This window comes from Neisseria sp. P0018.S001 (genome assembly GCF_051957355.1).
Lineage (GTDB): Bacteria > Pseudomonadota > Gammaproteobacteria > Burkholderiales > Neisseriaceae > Neisseria > Neisseria subflava_A.
This window is the reverse complement of sequence record NZ_JBQCWN010000002.1, coordinates 247,970-268,179: the sequence shown is the minus strand read 5'-3', so window position 1 is coordinate 268,179 and position 20,210 is coordinate 247,970. Positions and strand designations below refer to the sequence as shown.

The 20,210-nt window shown below is 50.4% G+C and carries 24 protein-coding genes and 2 pseudogenes; 4 read left to right on the top strand and 22 right to left on the bottom strand.

Features of this window, described 5'->3' with window-relative positions:
- Window positions 1-136, top strand: a pseudogene (locus ACTHTJ_RS02800) (IS5/IS1182 family transposase); the annotation flags it as partial.
- 141 nt (window positions 137-277) lie between these two features.
- Window positions 278-457: pseudogene (locus tag ACTHTJ_RS02795) on the top strand (DapH/DapD/GlmU-related protein); the annotation flags it as partial.
- An 81-nt stretch (window positions 458-538) separates the two neighbouring features.
- Here the strand turns inward: ACTHTJ_RS02795 and cysS are convergent.
- The 16 genes from cysS to rpmE form a co-directional block, all read right to left on the bottom strand.
- Window positions 539-1,960 (bottom strand): cysteine--tRNA ligase, encoded by a 1,422-nt coding sequence (gene cysS, locus ACTHTJ_RS02790; RefSeq protein WP_440360891.1) that lies wholly within the window; start codon window positions 1,958-1,960, stop codon window positions 539-541.
- A 16-nt stretch (window positions 1,961-1,976) separates the two neighbouring features.
- Window positions 1,977-2,762, bottom strand: a complete 786-nt coding sequence (locus ACTHTJ_RS02785; RefSeq protein WP_079453683.1) for an HNH endonuclease — start codon at window positions 2,760-2,762, stop codon at window positions 1,977-1,979.
- Window positions 2,763-2,830: 68 nt separating this feature from the next.
- Window positions 2,831-3,985 carry a GTPase ObgE gene (gene obgE, locus ACTHTJ_RS02780; protein ID WP_049335805.1) on the bottom strand — a complete coding sequence of 385 codons (1,155 nt, stop codon included), beginning with the start codon at window positions 3,983-3,985 and terminating at the stop codon, window positions 2,831-2,833.
- A 143-nt stretch (window positions 3,986-4,128) separates the two neighbouring features.
- Window positions 4,129-4,617: a peroxiredoxin family protein gene (locus ACTHTJ_RS02775; protein WP_049335807.1), complete on the bottom strand. Its 489-nt coding sequence runs from the start codon at window positions 4,615-4,617 to the stop codon at window positions 4,129-4,131.
- Window positions 4,614-4,997 carry an acyl-CoA thioesterase gene (locus ACTHTJ_RS02770; protein ID WP_049335809.1) on the bottom strand — a complete coding sequence of 128 codons (384 nt, stop codon included), beginning with the start codon at window positions 4,995-4,997 and terminating at the stop codon, window positions 4,614-4,616. The genes ACTHTJ_RS02775 and ACTHTJ_RS02770 overlap by 4 nt, the downstream gene beginning before the upstream one ends.
- Complete coding sequence (locus ACTHTJ_RS02765; protein WP_003681812.1) at window positions 4,997-5,359, bottom strand: hypothetical protein; 363 nt, start codon at window positions 5,357-5,359, stop codon at window positions 4,997-4,999. The genes ACTHTJ_RS02770 and ACTHTJ_RS02765 overlap by 1 nt, the downstream gene beginning before the upstream one ends.
- 114 nt (window positions 5,360-5,473) lie before the next feature.
- Complete coding sequence (locus tag ACTHTJ_RS02760) at window positions 5,474-6,301, bottom strand: MlaA family lipoprotein (RefSeq protein WP_049335811.1); 828 nt, start codon at window positions 6,299-6,301, stop codon at window positions 5,474-5,476.
- Window positions 6,298-6,576 carry an STAS domain-containing protein gene (locus ACTHTJ_RS02755; RefSeq protein ID WP_036493932.1) on the bottom strand — a complete coding sequence of 93 codons (279 nt, stop codon included), beginning with the start codon at window positions 6,574-6,576 and terminating at the stop codon, window positions 6,298-6,300. The genes ACTHTJ_RS02760 and ACTHTJ_RS02755 overlap by 4 nt, the downstream gene beginning before the upstream one ends.
- 63 nt (window positions 6,577-6,639) lie before the next feature.
- On the bottom strand, window positions 6,640-7,230 hold the full coding sequence (locus ACTHTJ_RS02750) for an MlaC/ttg2D family ABC transporter substrate-binding protein (protein ID WP_049332874.1): 591 nt from the start codon (window positions 7,228-7,230) through the stop codon (window positions 6,640-6,642).
- Between the two features lie 32 nt (window positions 7,231-7,262).
- On the bottom strand, window positions 7,263-7,757 hold the full coding sequence (mlaD, locus tag ACTHTJ_RS02745; protein WP_440360892.1) for an outer membrane lipid asymmetry maintenance protein MlaD: 495 nt from the start codon (window positions 7,755-7,757) through the stop codon (window positions 7,263-7,265).
- Window positions 7,758-7,806: 49 nt separating this feature from the next.
- Entirely contained in the window at window positions 7,807-8,583 is a 777-nt protein-coding gene (gene mlaE, locus ACTHTJ_RS02740; protein WP_440360893.1) for a lipid asymmetry maintenance ABC transporter permease subunit MlaE, read from the bottom strand.
- Window positions 8,584-8,664: 81 nt separating this feature from the next.
- Window positions 8,665-9,261, bottom strand: a complete 597-nt coding sequence (locus tag ACTHTJ_RS02735; RefSeq protein ID WP_004519054.1) for a cold shock domain-containing protein — start codon at window positions 9,259-9,261, stop codon at window positions 8,665-8,667.
- Window positions 9,262-9,308: 47 nt separating this feature from the next.
- Window positions 9,309-10,109 (bottom strand): ABC transporter ATP-binding protein, encoded by an 801-nt coding sequence (locus tag ACTHTJ_RS02730; RefSeq protein WP_004519053.1) that lies wholly within the window; start codon window positions 10,107-10,109, stop codon window positions 9,309-9,311.
- Window positions 10,110-10,331: 222 nt separating this feature from the next.
- Window positions 10,332-11,219: a hypothetical protein gene (locus ACTHTJ_RS02725; RefSeq protein WP_232502738.1), complete on the bottom strand. Its 888-nt coding sequence runs from the start codon at window positions 11,217-11,219 to the stop codon at window positions 10,332-10,334.
- 138 nt (window positions 11,220-11,357) lie between these two features.
- Window positions 11,358-13,016, bottom strand: coding sequence for an ArnT family glycosyltransferase (locus tag ACTHTJ_RS02720; protein ID WP_440360894.1), 1,659 nt, complete (start codon window positions 13,014-13,016; stop codon window positions 11,358-11,360).
- Window positions 13,017-13,251: 235 nt separating this feature from the next.
- The gene (rpmE, locus tag ACTHTJ_RS02715) at window positions 13,252-13,467 is read right to left on the bottom strand and encodes a 50S ribosomal protein L31 (protein WP_070583990.1); all 216 of its coding nucleotides are present in this window, start codon (window positions 13,465-13,467) and stop codon (window positions 13,252-13,254) included.
- A gap of 281 nt (window positions 13,468-13,748) precedes the next feature.
- Between rpmE and ACTHTJ_RS02710 the strand changes: the two genes are divergently transcribed.
- Window positions 13,749-14,282 carry an acyltransferase gene (locus tag ACTHTJ_RS02710; RefSeq protein WP_070583988.1) on the top strand — a complete coding sequence of 178 codons (534 nt, stop codon included), beginning with the start codon at window positions 13,749-13,751 and terminating at the stop codon, window positions 14,280-14,282.
- Window positions 14,283-14,344: 62 nt separating this feature from the next.
- Here the strand turns inward: ACTHTJ_RS02710 and ACTHTJ_RS02705 are convergent, their stop codons facing one another.
- From ACTHTJ_RS02705 to ACTHTJ_RS02690, 4 genes are all read right to left on the bottom strand, one after another.
- Window positions 14,345-14,809 (bottom strand): four-helix bundle copper-binding protein, encoded by a 465-nt coding sequence (locus ACTHTJ_RS02705; protein WP_070583986.1) that lies wholly within the window; start codon window positions 14,807-14,809, stop codon window positions 14,345-14,347.
- Between the two features lie 300 nt (window positions 14,810-15,109).
- The gene (locus tag ACTHTJ_RS02700) at window positions 15,110-15,538 is read right to left on the bottom strand and encodes a hypothetical protein (RefSeq protein WP_049329449.1); all 429 of its coding nucleotides are present in this window, start codon (window positions 15,536-15,538) and stop codon (window positions 15,110-15,112) included.
- 8 nt (window positions 15,539-15,546) lie between these two features.
- On the bottom strand, window positions 15,547-16,062 hold the full coding sequence (locus ACTHTJ_RS02695) for an outer membrane protein assembly factor BamE (protein ID WP_070461158.1): 516 nt from the start codon (window positions 16,060-16,062) through the stop codon (window positions 15,547-15,549).
- A 459-nt stretch (window positions 16,063-16,521) separates the two neighbouring features.
- Complete coding sequence (locus tag ACTHTJ_RS02690) at window positions 16,522-17,160, bottom strand: MBL fold metallo-hydrolase (RefSeq protein ID WP_070583984.1); 639 nt, start codon at window positions 17,158-17,160, stop codon at window positions 16,522-16,524.
- A gap of 111 nt (window positions 17,161-17,271) precedes the next feature.
- On the opposite strand from ACTHTJ_RS02690, the gene ACTHTJ_RS02685 reads away from it, so the two are divergent.
- Entirely contained in the window at window positions 17,272-18,078 is an 807-nt protein-coding gene (locus ACTHTJ_RS02685) for a DNA ligase (RefSeq protein WP_070461150.1), read from the top strand.
- A 71-nt stretch (window positions 18,079-18,149) separates the two neighbouring features.
- Here the strand turns inward: ACTHTJ_RS02685 and ACTHTJ_RS02680 are convergent, their stop codons facing one another.
- Window positions 18,150-18,800, bottom strand: a complete 651-nt coding sequence (locus tag ACTHTJ_RS02680) for an HAD-IA family hydrolase (RefSeq protein WP_070583982.1) — start codon at window positions 18,798-18,800, stop codon at window positions 18,150-18,152.
- A gap of 10 nt (window positions 18,801-18,810) precedes the next feature.
- On the bottom strand, window positions 18,811-19,797 hold the full coding sequence (locus tag ACTHTJ_RS02675) for an RluA family pseudouridine synthase (protein ID WP_070583980.1): 987 nt from the start codon (window positions 19,795-19,797) through the stop codon (window positions 18,811-18,813).
- Window positions 19,798-20,210: the final 413 nt, after the last annotated feature.

Here is a 20,210-nt window from a genome sequence, read left to right as displayed (position 1 = left end):
GCTGCACCGTAAATTCCGCTACGCCCGGGCAGCCTACTTCGGACTGATTAAAGTGAGTGCACAAAGCCATCTGAAGGCGATGTGTTTGAACCTTTTGAAAGCCGCCAACAGGCTAAGTGCGCCTGTTTCCGCCTAAAAGGCGGCCGGATGCCTGATTATCGGGTATCCAAGGGGGATTAAGGGGGTATTTGAGTAGAATCAGTGGATATTTGAAACAAAAACAGCCGAAAACCTGTGTTTGGATTTCGGCTGTTGGGGAAGGGCTTTTTTGCAAAGGTCTCCGATTGTGATTGAGGATGATGTTTGGATCGGACGGCGCGCGATTATTATGGGCGGTGTCCGAGTAGGCAAAGGAGCGGTTATCGGCGCAGGGGCTGTGGTAACTAAAGATGTGCTGCCGTATTGCGTCGCTGCTGGGAATCCTGCGGTCATCAAGAAGAACCTGTTAGAAGATTAAGTACACACATCACGGTTTTCAACCAGATATAAAAAGGTCGTCTGAAAATGTTTTCAGACGACCTTTTTATATCAAATCAAATTAGCCGCGCCGCCAAGTCGTACCGCCGGCGTTGTCTTCCAGAATGATTTTGTGTTCGTTCAGAAGGTCGCGGATACGGTCGGATTCCGCCCAGTTTTTATCCGCGCGTGCCTGTTTGCGGCGGGCGATTAAGTCTTCGATTTCTTCGTTGGAGAGGCCGTCTGAAACCGCGCCGCCTTGCAGAAACTCAATCGGATCACGTTGCAACAGGCCGATGATGCCACCCAAAGCTTTCAGGCAGCTGGCGAGGTGCGCATCATTTGTTTTGTTCACTTCGCCTGCCAGTTCAAACAACACGGCAACCGCTTCGACCGTACCGAAATCGTCGTTCATGGCGGCGTAGAAGCGGCGGGTGTAGTCATTGGCATTTTCAGACAATTCGAACGCAACGGCAGGAGTGTTTTTCAACGTAGTGTACAGGCGGGTCAGCGCACCTTTTGCGTCGTCCAAATGCGCATCCGAGTAGTTCAACGGGCTGCGGTAGTGGGCGCGCAGGATGAAGAAACGCACGACTTCAGGGTCGTATTGTTTCAACACTTCGCGGATGGTGAAGAAGTTGCCCAACGATTTGGACATTTTTTCGCCATCCACGCGGATAAAGCCGTTGTGCAGCCAGTATTTGACGTGGCTGGCGATGCTTTGACCGTGGTGGGTTTGCGCGTGGTCGTGGCCGCAGGTATGACCGCTGGCACCGACGCTTTGGGCGATTTCATTTTCATGGTGCGGGAACTGCAAGTCCGCGCCGCCGCCGTGAATATCGAAAGTATCGCCGAACAGGTTTTCACTCATGGCAGAGCATTCAATATGCCAACCCGGACGGCCGTTACCCCAAGGGCTTTCCCATGCAGGTTCGCCTGCTTTGGCCGCTTTCCACAATACAAAATCAAGCGGATCGCGTTTGAAACCGTCCACTTCCACACGTTCGCCTGCGCGCAGGTCATCCAGCGATTTGCCCGATAATTGGCCGTAAGCGGAAAACTCTCGCACGGCGTAATAAACGTCGCCATTTGCGGCAGGATATGCCTTGCCGTTTTGAATCAAGGTTTCAATCATGGCAATCATTTGCGGGATATTTTCCGTTGCCTTTGGCTCGATGTCGGGACGCAACACACCCAAAGCATCTGCATCTTCATGCATGGCCTGAATGAAACGCGCGGTCAGTTCGCCGATGGTCTCGCCGTTTTCAGCAGCGCGGGCGATGATTTTGTCGTCGATATCGGTAATATTGCGCACATAAGTGAGCGGATAACCGCACTCGCGCAACCAACGGGCAATCATGTCAAACACAACCATCACACGGGCATGGCCTAAGTGACAGTAGTCGTAAACGGTCATACCGCAAACGTACATACGTACGTTTTTAGGGTCGATGGGGGTGAAGGGTTCTTTTTGGCGGGTCAGGGTGTTGTAGATGGTGGTCATGGGATTCGCTTAAAGTTTATGATTCAATGATTTTTTGCTGCTCAATAAAAAGTTTGAGTTGTTCTATAGTTTGTGGCGGATTGGTTTTATGTAACATAGCATGGCAATTTGGGCATACTGGGCGTAAGTCTTTAATTGCGTTCAGCTCATAACTTTTACCTTTGCTTGAAATAGGTATTAAATGATGAACATGAATGAAATTTTTTCCAAATTCACCATAAAATTTCTCAAAGTTAAAATTACAAACTGAACAAGTGTAGCCATATTCTTCTACACATTTTTTTCGAGCATCATTGTTTCGTTCATATTTATTGACCCATACTTGGGTGACTTGGCCCTCTAAAAATTTATCCTCATCAATTTTGATTTCTTCTTCATTAGGAAATCCGTTATAAGAAGATAAATTAGAGGATATATCGGGAAAATTGATTTTCCAGTATGTCCGTTTTCTATTTTCTGGAGAAATACCCATTTTTTTACAAAGTTTCAAATATTCCTTTTCTGCGATTTTATTTTCTGTATTTTTGACTCCTAATAACCTACTGATTTGTTTAGTTGTCTCTGAACCGTTTTTATTTATCGCAGCCCGATGATTATTTATAATGCAATTTTTATATCCCACAAAGCGACTTGGGCAAAAGATATAGTTACTACCATAAGAGGCAAAGACGAGATTTTGGCCTTTTCTCAAACGTTCCTTAAAATAAATTTTCTCACTCTCATCTTCACTATATTGATAGAGAGCAAAACGAATCAAGTTTTCAATAATTTCTTCTTTTGAAGAGACTAATTTAAGTTTCATAATGATGTTTTCCTTTTGTAAAACTTGATAGGTTAAATTTTAGATGCCGAGGGCCGTCTGAAATTTTTTTACTCCGGCTTAAACACGCCAGTATCCGTTTTAGGCTGCTGCTCGGCAATTTCGGCTTTTGCCACTACCTGTTCCGCTTCTGCTTTTTCGGCTTCGATGCGTTTTTTCTCGGTTAGGTATTGGTTGATTTGGTGTACCAATTCCTGCGTGCCTTGGTGGGTTAGTGCGCTGATTTGGAAGAGGCGCGGGGTTTCCATGTCGAATTGGAAGCGGTCATCGGGTTTGGGGTAATCCCAGCCGATGGCTTCGAGGAAGGCGGCGCTACGCGCTTGGGCTTCTTCTTCATCAAGCATATCGAGTTTGTTCAGCACCAGCCAGCGCGGTTTGCCGTAGAGTTCTTCGTCGTATTTGCGCAACTCGTTGATGATAGCAAGAGCTTCTTCGGCGGGGTTGACGGTTTCGTCGAAGGGCGCTAAATCGACGACGTGCAGCAGCAGACCGGTGCGCGATAAGTGTTTGAGGAAGCGGTGGCCTAGGCCTGCGCCTTCTGCCGCGCCTTCAATCAGGCCGGGGATGTCGGCCATGACGAAGCTGTGGTTTTCGTCGATGCGCACGACGCCTAAATTCGGATGCAGAGTGGTGAAGGGGTAGTTGGCGATTTTGGGGCGCGCGGCGGATACGGCGGTAATCAGGGTGGATTTACCGGCGTTGGGCATGCCTAATAAGCCGACATCGGCGAGGACTTTGAGTTCGAGTTGCAGGGAACGGGTTTCGCCTTCTTCGCCGGGCGTGGATTGTTTGGGCGCGCGGTTGACGGAAGATTTGAAGTGGATGTTGCCCAAGCCGCCTTTGCCGCCCTTGGCGAGGCAGACGCGCTGGCCGTGGTAGGTGAGGTCGGCGACGATTTCGTCGGTGTCGAGGTCGCGGATAAGGGTGCCGACGGGCATTTTGAGGACGATGTCGTCCGCACCTGCGCCGTAGCGGTCGGAACCGTGGCCTTTTTCGCCGTTTTTGGCTTGGTAGCGTTTGACGAAGCGGTATTCGACGAGGGTGTTGGTGTTTTCATCGGCTTCTGCCCAAACGCTGCCGCCTTTGCCACCGTCACCGCCGTCAGGGCCGCCTCGGGGTACGAATTTTTCGCGGCGGAAACTGGTTGCGCCATTACCGCCTTTGCCTGCGGCGACTTCGATTTTTGCTTCGTCGATAAATTTCATGATGTTCTCTTATGGGTATTCGGTTGTTTCAGACGACCTTTGTTGATAGAGGAGCTTGGTGTCTGAACGGATAAAATGTTGCTTATTATAAAGGATATTTCGGTTTTAGGCCGTCTGAAATATGGTTTCAGACGGCCTTGGATTTATTGGGCGAGGGCTTGGTCGATTTCTTGGTAGAGTTGGGTGAAATTGGGTTCGCCAACGTAGGTTTTGAGGATGTTACCGTTTTTGTCGATCAGGACAGAAGTCGGGTAAACCTGTGTGCCAAAGGCTTTTGCGGCAGTTTTGTCGGCATCGTACATGACGGTGAAAGGAAGGCCGTATTCTTTGACGTACTGATGGACGCTCTCAATAGGGTCGATGGGCTGGGCAATGCCGAGGACTTGGAAATTTTTGCCTTGATAATCTTGGGCGGTTTTGATGATTTTAGGCATCTCGCTCACGCAGCCGGGGCAGGAGGGAAACCAGAAGTTAATGAGGGTAACTTTGTCTTTTAAATCGGCGTTGGTAATGGTTTTGCCTTGCAGGTCGGGCAGGGCGAAATCAGGGGCGGCTTTGTTGCTGGGGATAAGGACGAAGGTAAGAAGCGCGCCAATTGTGGCAACGATGAGGAGTGTGAGTATTTTTTTCATGATTCGAGGTTTTGAATGACGTGTGCTAAGGTTTTGGGAACGCTGATGCTACGGCCGCTTTCGCTGCTGACGGGCATAAGGGTCACTTCGGCTTCGATGGCAGCTTTGCCGTTGGGCAGGGTCGCGGTTTGGCTGAGGATGATGTGGCGTGTGCCGATGTCTTTCAGACGGCCTGTGAAGGTTAAAACATCGCCTTCAAGCGACGGGCGGCGATAGCGGATGTCAACGCGTGCAACAACGAGCATGATGCCTTTGAGTTCGGACAGAAGGTCATGCTCTTGAAAAAACGTCCAGCGCGCTTCTTCGAGAAATTCGAGATAGCGTGCATTGTTGACGTGGCCGTAGCCGTCAAGGTGGTAGTTGCGGACGGTCAGTTTCATCAGTTGAGATTGATGGGTTGGAACTCTTCGCGTGCGATTGGTTCGTGTTCGAGGTCGGTAATCACGGTGGAGAGTTGGATATCGAACCATTCGTTGAAAATGTCGGCATCCAAATCCGGCCATTCGCTTTCGTCTTCGCACCAGTCGGCCAATTCGGCAGCAAAAATATCTTCAAAACGCGCTTCGATTTCGTCCCATACTTCGTCGGCAGTTTCGCATGGGCGAACGAGGTAGGAATTGGCATCGGCTTGAATGTCTTCCAGTGTCAGGCCGTCTAGGTGATTGCCGGGCAGGGATTTCAGCCAGTTCCAAAATGGATCGAGGGGGATAAGCAGGAAGACGCTGCGGTTGACTTCGTACATGGTGTTTTCCTTGGTTTCTGTATAGTTGAATGATATAGCAAAGGTGGTGGACTGGCTATCTTTTGGGGGATAAAGGCCGTCTGAATTTCAGACGGCCTTTATTTTTGGGAACAATCAGAGGTTTTCTGATGGTGTTTGATACAGGGTTTGGGGATTGGCTGTATCGGGAATTTCTGCCGGAGCGGTTTGAGGGGCTGTTACCGGTTCGGAAGTGGCATTGCTGTCCACTAAGTCATCAATGTCGATGTTGTCGTCTTCGCTTTGAGGGAGCGTGCCGCCGGTTTGTTGGGTGCGGACTTTCATGTAAAGGTCGCGTGTGTAGCTGTATTTGTCGATGGCTGCACCTTCGAGGCTGTCGGTCAGGTCGAGCAGTTCTTCACGGGTGTTGATGGCTTGCAGGCCGATTGTGCCCCAGCGTCCTGCTCTGGTGTGGAAGACGGCATTTTTAACCGGATAGACGGTGGTGACGGCGTTGCCGACGGTATCGCGTACGGTAGACGGGCCGAGTAGGGGGACAACGAAGTAGTTGCTGTTTTTCCAGCCCCATGAGGCGAAGGTATCGCCGAGGGTGTTTTTATTGCTGGGCACACCGCCTGCACCGGCTACGTCGATTAAACCGCCAAGGCCGAAGGTGGTGTTGATGCCGACGCGGACGAGGTCTTCGCTGGCGCGTTTGACGTCAAGGCGCAGTACATTGCTGCCGAAGCTGACGACATCGCGCAGGTTGTTGAAGAAGTTGATCACGCCGGTACGCACCGGTTTGGGCGTTATTTTGCGATAACCGCGTGCGACAGGGGAAAGGACGTATTTGTCTGCTTTGTCGTTGAACTTGGAAACGGTACGGTTGTAGCCTTCGTAAGGGTCGGCTGGATTGCGTTCGGCAAGTGCGGGAGCGGAGGCTATGCTGATGAGGAGGCAGAGTGAAGCGGTGGTTTTTTTCATGATTGCAACCAGTCTTTGATTTCGTAAAGTTCGGCCAGTGCGCGGACGGAATCGGGAATGTTTTGAATGGTCGGTTTTTTGTCTGTCCGGCGCAGAGCGTTGAGCAGCAGGGAAACGCAGGCTGAATCTGCTTTGCCTACTTGGCTGAAGTCTATACTGTCTGTTTCTTTCAGACGGCATTGTTGTTCGTAGCGCGCAAAGGCGGAGGCAGTCAGGGTTTTGACGGTAACGTCGCCGCTGATGTAGAGCGTGCCGTTGCGGATTTCTGTTTGCATGGTGTCTTTATGATGTAAGGCACCATGCCGTCTGAACATCAGGCGGCATGGTGCGGGGGTGGATTATTTACCGCCGTTTTTGGCTTTCAAGTCGGCAATCAGGCCGTCGATGCCTTTGGCTTTGATGGTTTCGCCGAATTGGTTGCGGTATACGGTAACCAAGCTTGCGCCTTCTACTGCGACATTGTATGCGCGGTATCTGCTGCCGCTTTGGTAGGTGGTGAAGTCCATGTTGACCGGTTTTTGGCCGGAAACGTTGATTTCGGCGCGGACAACGATTTCTTTACCGCCTTTGTTTACGACAGGGTTGTCTTTGATGTTGACCTTGGCGTTTTTGAATTTCAGCATGGTGCCGGAGTAGGTGCGGATCAGCAGGGTTTGGAACTCTTTGGTCAACGCTTGTTTTTGTGCGTCAGTTGCAGTACGCCATGGGTTGCCGACGGCTAAAGCGGTCATGCGTTGGAAGTCGAAGTAAGGGATGGCGTAAGCCTCGGCTTTTTGGCGTGCAGTGTTGGCGTCGCCGCTGTTGAGGATTTTCAGCACTTGAACGGAGTTTTCACGGACTTGGTTGACTGCGTCGGCAGGAGAGGCAAATGCCATGCTGATGCTCAATACACCGATGCTCAATGCGCTGATGAAGGAAGTTTTTTTCATGGGAGTGTCCTGAATATTGGGTTGATATGTGTTTATTGTTTGTTTTGACCGGCAGATTCACTGTCTGCATTTTTTTCGGCAAAGCTGGTCATGAATTTGCCGATAAGGTTTTCCAAAACTATGGCGGAGCTGGTGACGGTAATGGTGTCGCCTGCTGCCAAAGAATCGGTATCTCCACCTTGTTGCAGGCCGATGTATTGTTCGCCCAACAGGCCTGAAGTCAGGATTTGTGCGGAAACGTCGCTGCTGAACTGATATTGGCTGTCCAGATTGAGGGCGACTTTTGCCTGATAGGATTTAGGGTCAAGCTGAATGGAGGCAACACGGCCCACCAGTACGCCTGCGGATTTGACCGGCGCGTTGGTTTTCAAGCCGCCGATGTCGCTGAAATCGGCATAGACGGTGTAGGTTTGTGATGATTTGCCGAACGATTGTCCGCCGGCGGCGCGGAAGGCGAGAAAGCCGATAGCGGCCGCGCCCAGTAAGACAAACAGTCCTACCCAAAATTCCAAAGCATTTTTTTTCATGTGCTATTGTCCTTGTTTCATTCTTTTTAAGTGCCGTTTCAGACGGCCTTTAGTCGGTAAACATCCATGCGGTCAACATAAAGTCGACAGCGAGGATGGTCAGGGCGGAAGACACTACTGTGCGTGTACTGGCGCGCAAAATACCTTCGGAAGTTGGTACGCAGTGGAAGCCCTGATGTACGGCGATTAACGTAACGGCTACGCCGAAAGCGGAGGATTTGATTAAGCCGTTGAGTACGTCGTAATGGAAGGTAATGTTGTTTTGCATTTGCGACCAGAAAATACCGCCGTCCAAACCCAGCCATTCGACGCCGACCAAATACGCGCCGTAAATACCGGCAACGTTGAAAATCGAAGCCAGCAAAGGCATGGAAAACACGCCCGCCCAAAAGCGCGGCGCAACCACGCGTGCCACGGGGTCGACCGCCATCACGTTCATTGCTTCAAGCTGCTCGGTAGTTTTCATCAAGCCGATTTCGCTGGTCATGGCACCGCCCGCGCTGCTGGCAAACAGAATGGCAGCTAATACAGGACCCAATTCGCGCAACAGGGAAGCGGCAACCATATAACCCAAAATATCGGCGGATTTGAATTTTGCCAGCTGCGTATAGCCTTGCAAGCCCAATACCATACCGACAAACAGGCCGGACACAACAACAATCAGGACAGACAACACGCCTGCAAAGTAAACCTGGCGGATGCTCAGGCGCGGGCGGGCAAACGCCGTACCTGATTTGGTCAGGATGTGCAGGAAAAACAGCGTAATGCTGCCCAGCGATTGGATGAAGCCGAGGGTTTTTGCCCCGACGGAACGGATAAAATTCATAGGTTTCAGTTGATTGGTTAAATGGTTTTCAGACGGCCTTGATTGATTAAGTTTTAGATTGTTTGAAAGGTGGAGAGGAGTTTAGATTTTACCACCATAATATGCCGCTAATTTATTTAGGCATTTGCGAACACAGGCTGATGTTTTAGGCATATTTTTTAGTTTTTCCGCAATAGGTGGTGAAACTTTATAATATGCCTTTACCAAAACCTTACCTAAAGTATTGGTTAAAAGAGTTTCATCACGGAAGCGGCGTAAGGCAATAACTTCTTCGGCGAATGAGTCTCCATAAACTGCTGTAGCAATAAAGCAATTGCTAAAATTTTTATAGACACTGCCACAGTAGGGACAAATAGAATGGCTAATACTGCCTTTACGCATAATAATCCGTGGAGTCATTTTTTTGTTGCAAGTGTAGCAATTTACCCTTGGATCGTTTTCGTCACGTTTAGCTTGTTTCTTAGCCGCTCTTTTTTCCGATGCTTTTTCAGTAATAACGACAGTACCTGCAACCGGTCCTCGTTTGCTTGTACGTGCTTCAAAAGTAACGGCATCGCCGTTATGTGGCAACTCTGCCCCTTGAATATGTTTTACTGTGAAATAGTATTCTTTTCCTTCTTCAGAAACGATATATCCGTATCCTTTACTTTCAGAAAACCATTTAACTTTGCCGTTCATAATGAGCCTTTAAGGTTTAGGTTGAGTGATAACAGGTCGTCTGAAAACTACCCAAGCAAGTCTTGTTTTAAAGTCGTTTGCGCCGGATAGCGGTATGCGACGGGGCCATCTGCCAAACCGCCGACAAACTGGCGTACCCAAGGCGAGTCGAGTTCGCGCATTTCTTCGGGCGAGCCGGAGAACATGATTTCGCCGTGTGCCAGGAAAATGACTTGATCGACGATTTCCAATGATCTTTCAATATCATGCGTTACCATCACGCTGGTTGAGCGCAGGGCTTTATTGGCACGGCTGATGAGGTGGGCGATGACGCCCAGCGAAATCGGGTCGAGGCCGGTGAAAGGCTCGTCATACAACATAATTTCAGGGTCGAGCGCAATCGTACGCGCGAGGGCGACGCGACGCGACATACCGCCGGAAAGCTCGGAAGGCATCAGGTTTTCAACACCGCGCAAACCGACTGCATTCAGTTTCAGCACCACCAAATCGCGGATGACCGCTTCGGGCAAATCCGTCAGCTCGCGCATGGGGAAGGCGATGTTGTCGAAGACGGATAAGTCGGTGAACAATGCGCCGTGTTGGAACAAAACGCCCATGCGGCGGCGGTGTTCGTACAGCTCCTGCGCCGAAAATGCGGCCAAATCGCGCCCTTCAATCAACACTTTTCCCGATTGTGGGCGGATTTGACCCGTAATCAGGCGCATCAGCGTGGTTTTACCGCTGCCCGAACCACCCATTACGGCGGCGAAATTTCCTTGTGGAATGCTGAAGTTGATGTTGTTCAGAATAGGACGGTCGCCATATGCGAAGGCAACGTCTTTCATTTCGATGAAGGGTGTGGAACTCATGCAGAAGAGGGGTGTCGAAAAATGTATTTTAATTACGGGTATTGTAAAGGGTATTGGATATTCGGGCAATTTTCAGACGGCCTGCGCTTAGGAATAACGGGTAAAAACGTGTGAAAGAATGCAGAAGCGTTGGTGCCACGGTCGTTTTGCAGCGTGTTGTGTCAAACATACAGACAGATGTGTAGGTATATAAAGAGGCGGGCAAACATACCCGCCTTGTTTTTAATATTTCTGCAAACCTTCTACCTTGATTTCTTTGGCATTGGCATTGATGAAGGCTTGAGTCGCTTTCATCGTGGCTTGGATGCGCGGATCATTCCAGCGCACGATTTGGTTGTTTTCATCGCGCTTGTCCGACCAAATAATCACGCCGTCGGTGTATTTTTTGCTGATTTCGAGCATTTTGCGCCAGCGGACGGGGTCGATGAACTGTTTGAAATAAGGGCTGTTGGTGGCCGAATAATATTGCGGCCAAATGTAGCCGATGATTTTTTTGTTGGGAAAGCGTTGGTGGATGTCGTCAACGGCGGTTTTCACGTCTTTTTCCCATTGCACCAAATCGGGGGAAGTGATGTAGAACACAGGATTGGCATAGTCGCTGATAGCGGCGGTGGGCGCACGGCGTTTGCTGACTTGCCGCCATTTTGTCAAGATGGCTTCGTTGTCAACGTTGGGACGGTAGTGTCGGATGCCGTGCAGGTGTTCGGAGGGCATGCCGTAGTTGCTGATGACGGCGCGCGGGTTTTCTTCTCTGAAGATTTGGTACATCCGCGCGAAGTCAGTTCTCAATTCGTCGGGCGTCAGCAGCTGGCCGTATTTTTCGGCAAACCAGCTTTCGATGTCGGTAGAAATGGTGCGGTAGCCTTCGCGGCGCGATTGTTTGGCCAATTCGCGGATACGCGCTTCGTTAAGTACTCCGTGTTTGCGTTTGCCCGTCGGATCGGGTTTGACCAGCTCGCTTTCGTAAACCAAGAACACTTTGGAGAGTTTGTCGGCAGTCAGGTCGGGTTTGCCGACATAGTCCATGCGGTCGTAGATAATGAAATCTTTGGCATGGGCGGAGAGGGCGGTCAATAAGAGGACGAGGGGCAAAAGGCGGTTGGGTTTCATGTTTTTAGGCAGATAAGGGAAAAGGGCCATTGTACGGGAAGCGGTGTTAAAGTGAGTCAAAGGCCGTCTGAAAGGATAAAAGTTCTTTCAGACGGCCTTTGTTGGGGTGGGAATATTCAGTTTTGAGGCTGGTATGGCTTACTGCGCTGCAGTTTTTTCCAGCAATAGGAAAGTCTCGGCTTTGTTGCGCGGTCTTGCGCCTTGCCACAAGGTTTGCCAGCCCGAAGGTGCGCCGATGTTGGCGGCTTGGCGGATGAGGCGGTAGCGGCAGGACGGGTTGTTGGTCGTGGTTTTAATATGGCTGTATTGTGTCCACGCGATTCGTGTGCGCTGGTCTTGGCCGTCGATGCTGATACATTCGAGGCCGTCTGAAAGCTGCTGTTTCAATTCGGAAGAAAGCGCGGCTTCCATTTGGTGAACCACCGGCGCATGGCTTTTGGCGGCGTTGAGCCACGGTAAAAACAGGGTCATCAGTAAAGCCCAAGCCAAGGTAACGCCGGCCGCCCAGTTGGTTACGGCTTGGCGGCCGCGGATGTTTTTACGCGTAATCGCCCAGAGCCATAACGGGGTAAACAGCAGGGCGACGGCCATCGGAATCGGGTCGATGTCGGGGATGTAATACGGGCTAAAATAGGCGGCGCGTTCGGCTAGTTTGGCGGGCCAGCCGTAGTTCATGGCGAAGAAGCCCAGCCACAGGAAGACGGCAATGAAACCGAATGCCATGATGCCGAACCAGTTGATAAATGCCACTGCACCGCGACGCAGGCCGTCCAGTTGTGCCGCGCCGAGTAGGGCGAGTGGCGGCAACAGCCAAACGAGGTTGTCTTGCAGGCGTTGCGGATTGATGGCGAGTAGGGCTGTCATGATAATCAGCCACGACAGGCTCAGAATGCCCCAGTTTTTATCGTGGATACGCGTGCGGCTGAGCGTCCATGCCGCCAGCGGCCAAGCAGGCAGGGCAAACCACAGCAGGTTTTTCAGATAATAGGGCAGGTTGAAGGCCGTCTGAATCTGATGGAAACCGCCGAATACGCCTAAGGAATAATGGTTGAACCAAATATCAAACCATTCGGGATGGGTTCTGGATAAAACCAGCGGATACAGAATCAGCAGGGGCAGGGAAACGACGATGGTGCCAATCAGAGTCAGCAGATAGCGTTTGCTTTGCCAAGTGGAATGGAACGACAGGGCAAGTGCCAAAAAAATCATGGCTGCGGTCAGCAGATAGCCTGAGGAGAGGGAGAGTAAAACCCAGCCGCCGCACAACAGCAAAATGGCAATAATGACGCGGCGGCGTGCCAGTGAGAAGCCGCACAGAATCAATCCAAATGCAGCAAAGACGGCCGACATGGGATTGAGGAAGTGGGCGATGGGCAGTAAACCGATGCTGCCGATAAGGATTAAGACAACACTGCGGCCATGGTGTCTGCCGAGAAAGTTGAAACCGGCAAAACCGCAGGCGGTCAGTCCGATGGCGGTGAATACCACGCCGGCAAAACGCGCGGCATCATAGGCATCGGCTGCCCAAGGTGAAAACAGGGTTTGGAATGCGGTTGCCGCCCATAAAAAAGCAGGGGAGATGGTGAAATCGGGTTGGCCGAAGATTTGTGCAATTAACAGGCTGCCGCCGTTTTTCATGGATTCGGAGGCGGTAAAGAGGGAGGGTTCGGCAGGGTTCCACAAGTCATGCGAGAACACGCCCGGCCACAGCCAGGCAAAGGCCATCAGCAGCAGAAGCCATGGTTTTTCATGGGTTTTTTGGGGGCGGCGCGGATCGGGCGGTGTGTAAGTCAGCATGGAAGGTCAAAAAACGGTTGATTTGAATAGCAATGGTACAGGGTTTGACGGGTTTGCGCGATATGCCGGACTGGAGGGCTTTGTAAAACAATGCTTACGGCTCGTTTTTATCGGGTGTTTGGAATGATATGGTATTCGGTTGACGACAAAAAGCTCAGGCCGTCTGACAGAAATATTTCAGACGGCCTGAATGCAAAAAAGACTGCACGAAGCAGTCTTTTTGACAAAGCGACAATTAGCGTTTGAACAGGTTGCCGAATTTGTTGTTGAATTTGTCCACACGACCGGTAGTGTCGACGATTTTTTGAGTACCGGTGTAGAAAGGGTGGCACAGAGAGCAAACCTCAACGTTGAAGCTGTCTTTTTCCATTGCAGATTTGGTCACGAATTTGTTGCCGCAAGAGCAGGTAACGTCGATTTCGTGGTAGTTCGGGTGAATACCTTGTTTCATTTGATTTCCTTTCGATTAAGCGGGCACAGGGGTTTTGCCTGTACTTCAGTTAAGCGTGGAATTTTCGCTATTTTTGGCTGTTTCGTCAAGAGGATATTTTGTATGCAGGGTAGTTTCGCAACAGAAGAGAACAGTTTAGAATAGAATATCGAACCAAATATTATGCGATCAGATTGTAATCTAACTGAAAAGAGGATGTAAAACCTCCTCTAGATGTGAAACTTTAAGAAGAATAATAGTCTGAATAATATTTACGCTTGTACGAACAGGAGACGGAATCAATGTGGAAAAAGATATTGACGTGCATTTTGCGTGTTTTGGGAGGAGTGTTGCCCCCGTCTTATTGCAAACCATTCGGCAGAATTGCGCAAAAATTCCGTGTTGCTTTGGCTGCGTGTATTTCTCCAAACATCGGTAAAAACGTCAATATTGAAAAAGGCGGATACGTCTTTCCGGATACGGTAGTCGGCGACAATTCGGGTATCGGCGTAAATTGCGAAATCTGCCGCGGTTTGACCCTCGGCAAGAACGTGATGATGGGGCCGGAATGCCTGTTTTATTCGACCAACCACAAATTCAACCCTGAAACCCGCCGCTTCGAAGGTTATACAGATATCAGCCCGATTGTGATTGAAGATGATGTTTGGATTGGCCGGCGTGCGATTATCATGGGCGGCGTTACCATCGGTAAAGGCGCGGTAATTGGTGCAGGTTCGGTGGTTACCAAAGATGTGCCGCCTTATTGCGTGGCTGCGGGCAACCCTGCGATTGTTCGGAAAAAACTGCTGGATGAGCAAGAGCTTGCAGCCGAATAGCGTAAACAAAATAGCAAAATAAAAGGCCGTCTGAATTTCAGACGGCCTTTTTTCAATAGTGCTTAAGCGGCAATTTTTTCGCATTCTTTAATGCAAGCCAAGCAAGATTCGTAGCAGGCTTTGCATTCAGCGTGGTGGCCGGCGTGTTCTTTGCAGGCGGCAGCACATTGTTTGCAGGCTTCGATGCACACTTTTGCCAAAGATGGGGTCAGGCGTGAATTTTGGGCAGCGAGGTTTTGCAAGGTGCCGCACAGTGCCAACATTTGGTTAACGCCGGTTGCGCAGTCTTTCATGGAAGTATCACCGGAGCTCAACAGAGTGATGCAGTGAGTCAGGCAGATTTGACCGGCTTCAACGCAATGTGCGGCCGCTTTGCGCGCAGCTTCGTAGGCGCGCGGTGCAGAATGCGCGTGACCAGCATGACCGGCGTGGTGTGCATGACCTGCATGGTCGTGAGCACGGGCAAAAGAAGCGGCGGCGGTGAGAGAGACAGCAGCGGCGCTGCCGATAAATTGACGACGGTTCATAAGATAGAGTCCTTTTTGTGTTGTTAAATAATATTACGAATGATTAAGTCTATTCGATAACAAGAGGTTAACATATTCTTTGTTTGTAAACAATAAAGGCTGCCTGAACTTTTAGGCGGACTTTCTTTTAGATTTACGCGTTAGGTTGATAGAGTTTTCTTTTTCTGAATCAGCAGCCTCAACGAAGTTGCCGTGCCATCAAGACTGTATCAGTATAGCCAGTCATAAAGGTTTTACGAATAAAAAGAAAAGGCCGTCTGAAAAATTTTCAGACGGCCTTTATTCAAACTAAAGCCTACATCAGATGACTTCTAAAATGAAATACTGACGCAGTTTTTCGTACACATTATTCTGTACGTTGATACAACCATTGGTTATGATGCGGTCGGCCACATGAGGAGAGACGATGCGTTCCATGCGTCTTTCCTGTGGCTTGAGCGTCCATACCCTGTGTAACGCAAACAGAAAGTCATTTTCTTCTTTGAAGCCGATAACCTCGCCACCGTAACCCGGTTTGCTGGTCATCATCGGCGTCATATTGAATTTGCCTTTCGGCGTGGTCTTGCCAATCAGTACCGGATGGCACTGACCGTCGTCGGCAAAGCAAAGCTCCGCCTTAGCTGTATTGACCACAACTTTTTTACGCTGGATATAGTCGCTGACAGCATCGGCAGCGGCCAAAGAATTCAGACCTGCTGCCAAGGCTATACCCAATAGGATCCGTTTCAAATTTGTCCTTATTGACGGATGCGGTTAGGAGCTTCTTTAATGATCTCGCGGATGATCACTTGAGGCTCTTGTTTAGGTGTAGGTGCTGGAGGAGGACATACGGCATCTTTAGGGAATACTGGATTCCAGAAGAAGCTGCGTGCAAATTTGTCTTTGTCGTAGATCACTTTGTATTGGCAAGTAGTGATGCCTTCAACGCCAGAAGTGTTTTCAGGGTCAACGCCTACGCCTGGGGTGTAGAAGTGGAACAGGTAGTCCCATTCACGCACGCCAACCATGCCTTCGTCGTAGTGAGGACGGCCGAGGATTTTGTAGATGTCGTCTTTGGTTAGACCAGGACGCATTTGATCCAGCTCGTCAAAAGTCGGGAATGTACCGCGGTCTTTGTTGAAGGTCAGGGAGTAAGGTTTAGGGAAGCGTGGCTCGTCTGTAGTGCCTTCAGGAGTGATTTTGCTCTTAGTAGCACAGGCGGCCAGCAGGCCGGTAGCCAGCAGGACGAAACCTACTTTTGCGATTTTTTTCATTTGATAATCCTTTTATTGATTTTACCGGCCGAACTTTTCAGACGGCCTGTTAGTGCCGGCAGCGAGTTTGCCGGTTTACCCAAATAATGTTGTGCTTCTTAAAGATGTACCCGACGGTTTGACAAACAGAACATCGGCACATTCCGGCAGGGCATTGCGCCTCATCTCCGTTGTATTCGCCTGAATCGGCAGAGCCGTTCAGACGGCCTGACTGACATTTATTGTCACTTTGTAACAATTTCACTTCGAGTAAGGCTTGGGGTTTAGAGATGTCCGGTTTTCGATAAATCAGGTTGTATTGCGTAATACCTTGTTATCTTTGTGCTTTAGTTCTTTTTGGCATTTGCCGGAGATTAGGTACTTAATCTTTCGGGTGTTATCCCTGCAAATTGTATGCCAGTTTTCTTTTATACGCATAATCTGAGTATGCCAAAATGTTGGCTTTATACAAAATTCATATTAGCGAACCAGAAACGGATTGTACCTTTTCTCATGCCCGATACTGGTCATACGGCCGTGTCCGGCTATAACTTGCGTGGTTTCGGGCAGGGTTAATAGTTTAGCGCAGATATTGTTTATGAGATCATCATGATTGCCGCGTGGAAAATCTGTGCGACCGACAGTCTCATAAAATAAAACATCGCCTGCGACTAAAAGTTCATTTTCGGCGTTGTAAAAAACGACTTGGCCGGGAGTGTGGCCGGGAATGTGGAGGACTTGGAAGCTGTGATTGCCGACCTTGAGCGTTTCCCCTTCTTCCAGCCAGCATGTCGGCGTGAATGACGGAGAAACAGGGAAGCCGTATTGCGCCGTCGTTTGCGGAAGGGCTTGGAGCAGGAATTCGTCGTCTTTGTGCGGGCCGAGAACGGGTACGTCGCAGGTTTTCAAAAGCTCAACCACGCCGCCTGCGTGGTCAAGATGGCCGTGGGTCAGCCAAATGGCGGTCAGCTTGAGGCCTTTGTTTTGGACTTGTTGCAATAAATAGGGTACGTCGCCGCCGACATCGGTCAAAACGGCTTCTTTGGTTTCGTCATCCCAAATCAGCGTGCAGTTTTGACGGAAAGGGGTAACGGCGTTGATTTCAAATTGGAGTGCCATGGGTGTTCCTGGGAAAGGCTTATTTAATGTTGTTTACGTTTCAGACGGTCTTTTGTTATTATGCACATATAATAAAAAGCAAGTCTGGAAAAGTGTCTTATGAATAATGTAATGCGAACCATGATACCGATTTTTGCGGCTTCTTTCATCTCTGCGGCGTTTGGTGCAGATTTGTTGTTGGCGCAGGAATATAAAAATCAAGATATTGCCGGTTGGGCCATGAGTGAAAAGTTGGATGGCGTACGCGCGTATTGGGACGGCAGGCAGCTGGTCAGTCGTCAGGGTTATGCGTTTACACCGCCCAAAGGTTTTACAGCAGGTTTTCCGCCGTTTCCGATGGATGGTGAGTTGTACAGCGGACGAGGGCGGTTTGAGCAAATTTCCGCGACGGTGCGTTCTGCCTCGGGAACTTGGGACGGCATCCGCTTGCATGTTTTTGATGTGCCACAGGCGCAGGGTAATCTGTATCAGCGTCTGGAAACGGCTTCGAAATGGCTGAAATCACACCCGTCGGCACGGTTTACGGTTATTCCGCAAGTCAAGGTGCGCGACAAACAGCATGCTTTGGATTTTTTGAAACAAGTTGAAGCGCTGGGTGGGGAAGGGGTGATGCTGCGTCAACCTGAAGCCCGTTATGCAAGCGGTAGAAATGGGCAGCTGTTGAAGCTGAAAAGTGAATATGATGATGAATGTACGGTAACGCGTCATTATGAGGGCAAAGGGCGCAATGTCGGGCGTTTGGGTGCGGTAGGATGCAAAAACCAATATGGCGAGTTTCGTATCGGCAGCGGTTTTAAGGATAAAGACCGCGACCATCCGCCGAAAATCGGTGCGCTGATTACTTACCGTTATCGTGGTTTTACGCAAAAGGGAACGCCGAAATTTGCAACATTTGTCAGGGTGCGCTCAGATCGATAAAACAAATTAAAGGCCGTCTGAAAGTAGGTTTCAGACGGCCTTTAATATAGATGTTGCATAACCTTTTATGCTTATAAGGTTTCCAATACATCAGGCAATTCGGCCAAGCTGTTGAGCATGGCAACATGGGGCATGGAGGAAAGCTGTTTGGCAGTGTGTGCGCCGGTGGTGACGGCGATGGCGCGGATTTTGGCGTTGGCGGCCATTTCTAGGTCGTGGGTGGTGTCGCCGACGACGACGGCCTCTTCCGGTTCAACACCCAGTCGGTCGCAGAGGGCGAGTACCATATCGGGCGCAGGTTTGGACGGATATTCGCTGGTGCAGGCGGTTTCCAGCCAAAAGGCTTGGGTGTCGGTTTGTGCGATGGCTTTGTCTAAGCCGCTTCGGCCTTTGCCGGTGGCGACGGCAAGCCAATATCCTTGTTGCTTCAGGCGTTGCAGGCAGGGCAGGGCTTCGGGGAACAGGGTCATGTTGCGGTTGTTGGGATTGAGGTAGTGCGCGGCATAGGTCTCAATCAGGGTCTCCTGAACGTGTTCGCTGACGTTGTGGGCAAGGCGGCGAATGATGCCGGACAGGCTGTATCCGATGAGCGGACGGATTTGGTCGACTTCGGGAACGGGTAGGCCGCAATCGGCAAAGCTTTGCTGAAAGGTGTGGATGATGGGGTTGGTGGTGTCGGCAAGTGTGCCGTCCCAGTCGAAAATAATGAGTTTGGGTTTCATGGGTTTCCTTTCAGACGGCCTTTTCCTGATTTTCCAACATTAAAACAAATTGCGCCAATTCTTGCGGCAGGGGGGCTTTCAGGATCAGTTTTTCGCCGGTCAGCGGATGGGCAAGGTGCAGCTCGGAGGCGTGCAGGAACATTCTTTTCAAACCGAGTTTCTGCAGGCGTTTGTTGGCTTGATAGTCGCCGTAGCGTTCGTCGCCGGCAATGGGGCAGTCTTGAGATTGCAGGTGGACGCGGATTTGGTGGGTACGGCCGGTTTTCAGTGTGGCTTCGACAAAGGTCAGGTCGGATAGGCCGACTTGGTGCAAAAGGCCGTCTGAAAAACGGTTTAACACGCGGAAGATGGTGTGGGCGGATTGGCCGTCTTCGCTGACGCGCACCATTTTTTCGCCTTGTGCGCCGGTGTATTTGAACAGGGGGAGCTTGACGTGGACGCGGTCGTTCGGCAGCCTGCCGACACCCAGCGCGAGATAGATTTTTTTCGGATGGTCGTTGCGGATGGCTTCGTGCAGTTTCACCAAGGCGCTGCGTTTTTTGGCAATCATCAAAAGGCCGCTGGTGTCTTTGTCGAGGCGGTGGACGAGTTCGAGATAACGCGCTTCGGGACGGGCGCGGCGGATTTGTTCGATGACGCCGAAACTCACGCCGCTGCCGCCGTGGACGGCAACGCCGGACGGTTTGTTGATGACCAAAAGCGCATCGTCTTCATAAACGATGTCAAATTCGCGCGCAGGCGCGGCCTGGCTTTCAGACGGCCTTTGTTTTTCGGCGATGCGTATCGGCGGAATGCGGACGGTATCGCCTGCCTGAATGCGGTTGTCGGGTTTGCAGCGTTTTTTGTTCAGCCGCACTTCGCCGGCGCGGATAATGCGGTGGATATGGCTTTTCGGGACGCCTTTGAGGATTTTTATCAGATAGTTATCAAGGCGTTGGCCTTCCTCGTGTTCGGCAACGGCAATCAGGCTGACTGAATCTTTGCGTATTGCGTGCATTTTCTCTATAATCCCAAACGTCCGTTTCGGGACTTGAACCTGCCATCGCAGGCCGTCTGAAACGGATTTATTGTTAAAACGAGATTTTATATTAAAAACGCACTCCGCAAAGCATTTCCTTGTGTTTGTTCAAAGCCGGCAAACGCAATCCCGTAATTAAGTTTGAATTGAACCTGCCGTCCGGCCGGGCGTAAGACGCAGTCCGCGCAGCACCGTCCGAAATTACCGGCGCTACGATAATAAGAAGATGTAGGCTGCCTTAATTTTGTCCGAAGCATCAGCGTTCGGACGGCAGCGGAACCATCAACCTTTCCGCCGCATTGTTCTTTATTTCCTTCTTTATCCGAATCCGTCCGCACATGGCTTGAGCTCAAGCATGCAACCTTGCGGATTTCAAATCAAATACTGGTTAC

Coding starts and splice junctions, on each gene's coding strand:
- ACTHTJ_RS02735 (WP_004519054.1), bottom strand. CDS start 9,261: ATGAACGGCAAAGTTAAATGGTTTTCTGAAAGTAAAGGATACGGATAT.
- ACTHTJ_RS02785 (WP_079453683.1), bottom strand. CDS start 2,762: ATGAAACTTAAATTAGTCTCTTCAAAAGAAGAAATTATTGAAAACTTG.
- cysS (WP_440360891.1), bottom strand. CDS start 1,960: ATGACCACCATCTACAACACCCTGACCCGCCAAAAAGAACCCTTCACC.
- ACTHTJ_RS02680 (WP_070583982.1), bottom strand. CDS start 18,800: ATGAAACCCAAACTCATTATTTTCGACTGGGACGGCACACTTGCCGAC.
- ACTHTJ_RS02760 (WP_049335811.1), bottom strand. CDS start 6,301: ATGAAAAAAACCACCGCTTCACTCTGCCTCCTCATCAGCATAGCCTCC.
- ACTHTJ_RS02690 (WP_070583984.1), bottom strand. CDS start 17,160: ATGGCACTCCAATTTGAAATCAACGCCGTTACCCCTTTCCGTCAAAAC.
- ACTHTJ_RS02725 (WP_232502738.1), bottom strand. CDS start 11,219: ATGAAACCCAACCGCCTTTTGCCCCTCGTCCTCTTATTGACCGCCCTC.
- ACTHTJ_RS02705 (WP_070583986.1), bottom strand. CDS start 14,809: ATGAACCGTCGTCAATTTATCGGCAGCGCCGCTGCTGTCTCTCTCACC.
- obgE (WP_049335805.1), bottom strand. CDS start 3,985: ATGAAATTTATCGACGAAGCAAAAATCGAAGTCGCCGCAGGCAAAGGC.
- ACTHTJ_RS02675 (WP_070583980.1), bottom strand. CDS start 19,797: ATGCACGCAATACGCAAAGATTCAGTCAGCCTGATTGCCGTTGCCGAA.
- ACTHTJ_RS02710 (WP_070583988.1), top strand. CDS start 13,749: ATGTGGAAAAAGATATTGACGTGCATTTTGCGTGTTTTGGGAGGAGTG.
- ACTHTJ_RS02770 (WP_049335809.1), bottom strand. CDS start 4,997: ATGAAACTGACCGTCCGCAACTACCACCTTGACGGCTACGGCCACGTC.
- ACTHTJ_RS02765 (WP_003681812.1), bottom strand. CDS start 5,359: ATGTACGAAGTCAACCGCAGCGTCTTCCTGCTTATCCCCCTCGATCCA.
- ACTHTJ_RS02720 (WP_440360894.1), bottom strand. CDS start 13,016: ATGCTGACTTACACACCGCCCGATCCGCGCCGCCCCCAAAAAACCCAT.
- ACTHTJ_RS02685 (WP_070461150.1), top strand. CDS start 17,272: ATGCGAACCATGATACCGATTTTTGCGGCTTCTTTCATCTCTGCGGCG.
- ACTHTJ_RS02695 (WP_070461158.1), bottom strand. CDS start 16,062: ATGAAAAAAATCGCAAAAGTAGGTTTCGTCCTGCTGGCTACCGGCCTG.
- ACTHTJ_RS02755 (WP_036493932.1), bottom strand. CDS start 6,576: ATGCAAACAGAAATCCGCAACGGCACGCTCTACATCAGCGGCGACGTT.
- ACTHTJ_RS02775 (WP_049335807.1), bottom strand. CDS start 4,617: ATGAAAAAAATACTCACACTCCTCATCGTTGCCACAATTGGCGCGCTT.
- ACTHTJ_RS02730 (WP_004519053.1), bottom strand. CDS start 10,109: ATGAGTTCCACACCCTTCATCGAAATGAAAGACGTTGCCTTCGCATAT.
- mlaE (WP_440360893.1), bottom strand. CDS start 8,583: ATGAATTTTATCCGTTCCGTCGGGGCAAAAACCCTCGGCTTCATCCAA.
- mlaD (WP_440360892.1), bottom strand. CDS start 7,757: ATGAAAAAAAATGCTTTGGAATTTTGGGTAGGACTGTTTGTCTTACTG.
- rpmE (WP_070583990.1), bottom strand. CDS start 13,467: ATGAAACAAGGTATTCACCCGAACTACCACGAAATCGACGTTACCTGC.
- ACTHTJ_RS02750 (WP_049332874.1), bottom strand. CDS start 7,230: ATGAAAAAAACTTCCTTCATCAGCGCATTGAGCATCGGTGTATTGAGC.